This is a genomic window from Aquiflexum sp. (assembly GCF_041751335.1).
In the GTDB taxonomy this organism is placed as follows: Bacteria; Bacteroidota; Bacteroidia; order Cytophagales; family Cyclobacteriaceae; genus Aquiflexum.
Genome location: NZ_JBGSXS010000036.1, coordinates 1 through 2,720, shown reverse-complemented (window position 1 = coordinate 2,720; position 2,720 = coordinate 1). Strand labels below are relative to the sequence as shown.

The following is a 2,720-nucleotide window of genomic DNA, read 5'->3' as shown; positions in this document are numbered from 1 at the left end:
CACATAAATCAATCCTGAAATACTTTGGGTAAAAGAAAAGTTTTGTATCCCGCCTTGATATTCTTCGCTGGAATAAAATTTGGAAAATGGAAGTCCTGGATTTTGTGCCAATGAATTCCAGGAGACAAAAGTCAGAATAAGAAAAAGGGATTGGTATTTCATTTTGGGTAAATTGTAACCTTGGCAAGGTAATAATTTTTTTTATTGATGTATATGTCTGAAGAAAGTTGTGTTTAAACTAATTCAGAAAAATTGCGCTAAATGCTTTGATCCTTAATTATTTTATCTTTTGCTGAGTTTTTGTGAAAGAAATAAAAGTTAAGTGATGTAGTATTGATGTGGTTTGTTTTTTTGCTTTTGTATTTAATATGTCGTGATTTGATTGTATTAATAATTAAATCCAAAATATACTTATGAAAAGAATTTTATGGTTGATTTTGACCATGGGTATTCATTTCGGAATTACTGCCCAAACGGGTATGATCTCCGGAAGAGTAGTTGATGATAGTGGAGAAACCCTTCCAGGAGTCAACATCCTAAAGGTCGGTACTGCAACAGGTACGATCACGGATTTAGATGGTAATTTTACCATTGAAGGTAGAGAGGGTGATGAGCTAAAGTTCAGCTTCATCGGGTTTCAGTCACAAACATTTAGAGTTGGGAGCAACCTTACTTTAAACGTAACACTTCAAAGCGATATCAGCTCTTTAAGCGAAGTGGTCGTAGTTGGTTATGGTACGGCAACTAGAAAAGAACTTACTGGAGCTGTAGCGCAAGTTCAGGGAGAAGATGTTGCCAAAATGAATATGCCTCGCTTAGATCAGGCATTACAAGGAAAAATATCAGGTGTAAATATCACCACAAACTCTGGAGCTCCGGGAGGAACTTCTAACATTAGAATTAGGGGATTAGGTACCTTTGGTAATAATAATCCATTGATTTTAGTGGACGGCGTTATTTTTGATGCTGCCGGTCTCAACTCACTTAACCCCAATGATATTGAAACTATCAATGTCCTGAAGGATGGAACGGCCGGTATTTATGGTGTAAGAGCTGCAAATGGTGTAATTATCATTGAAACAAAAAAGGGTAGTCTCAACAGCAAAGCTTCAGTAGAATTTAGTGCTTATTATGGTGTTCAGGAAACTGCCCGAAAGCTGAATCTTTTGAATGCTCGAGAATATGCTATTTTAAAGAACGAAGCTTTTGCTGAAGGCGGAATAGCCCCCCCGTTTAACAATGTTAACTTGGGTTCAGGAACCAATTGGCAGAATGAGATTTTCGAAACTGCCCCGATTCAAGAATATAACTTAACAGTTACCGGAGGATCCGAGAAGACTTCTTATTCAATTGGCGGTTCCTATTTTGGACAACAAGGTATAGTAGGCGGACCAAAATCAAACTTTGAACGTTATAACGCTAGGATTAACTTTGTCACTGAATTGGCACCCAAAGTGAAGCTGACAAGCGTGTTTTTGTACACTCACGAACAAACCAGTGGAATTGCCCAAGGAGGAATTGGTTCAGTCTTGTTCAACACCATCAATGCCTATCCAACTGAACCTGTTTTTGTTGGAGATAGGTTTTCATATTTGGAAAATGTGGCAGACATTATTAATCCATTGGCACAGATTGAAAACACCTTTAATGAAACCTTTGTAAATAAAATTGTAGGTAAAGAGGAAATCTCTTATCAAATAAATGAACATTTTAGCTTGAATGGAAGGGCAGGATATAATTTTGCTTTGGTTGATGGAAAATCCTTTTCTCCACTAGCTTGGTTCGGGCCTGGTAAGTTTGCCAATAGTGCGAGAAATGAGAATCTAGATCCTGTACTTGTGGATGTAGGTGGTACACAAATAGAAAGAGGTGCATCAGTATTTGAGAATAGGAATACATTCTTAGATTATAACTTAGAGTCTTTCCTTAATTATGACAGGAGGTTTCAGGATATTCACAGAATCAAAGGTACACTGGGTGTAAGTTATTTTGGTAACAGAAACTTGGGTCTTAACGGAACTGCATTCAATATACCTAATAACGATCTTGCATTTGCAGATATTTCGGCCAGTCAAGCTCCCGGAGGATTTTTAAACCAGACAGGTTCTTTCCAGACCAGACAAAGATTGGTATCGGCTTTTATTAGAGGTGAGTATGAGTTGAAGGGTAGATACATGTTCTCAGCCATTTTGAGAAGGGATGGATCTACTAACTTTGGGCCAAATAACAGAATAGGTTATTTTCCTTCGATATCCGCGGGTTGGGTCGTATCTGATGAGGACTTTTTTGGTAATAGTAATGTAGTGGATTTCATGAAGGTAAGAGCCAGCTTTGGTGTTTCCGGAAATGATCAGATTGGTCTTTTCAGATATAGGGGATTGATGAATGGGCTGTCCAGATATGTTTTCAATGACTTTATCATCAACGGTGCTGCGATCGGTGCTACCAGTAACCCTGATCTGAAGTGGGAGACTACCTTGCAAACAAATATTGGTTTGGACTTTACACTCTGGAGAAGTATTGATTTCACAGCCAATTACTTTATCAAGGATACCAGGGATTTATTGTTTCAACCAGCAGTTTCAGCTTTGTTGGGCTCTTATGGTCCAGGTGGTTCGCCTCCTGTAATCAATGCTGGTAATGTCTCCAATAAAGGTCTTGAACTGGAAATTGGATATGGAACCCAAAAACCTACGGGTGTGAATTTTAGAATTGATTAC

General features: G+C 38.2%; 1 protein-coding gene. It reads left to right on the top strand.

The window, feature by feature from the left end:
• Positions 1-413 precede the first annotated feature (413 nt).
• On the top strand, positions 414-2,720 hold a 2,307-nt coding region (locus ACEW8U_RS02000; RefSeq protein WP_373520363.1), incomplete at its 3' end, for a SusC/RagA family TonB-linked outer membrane protein.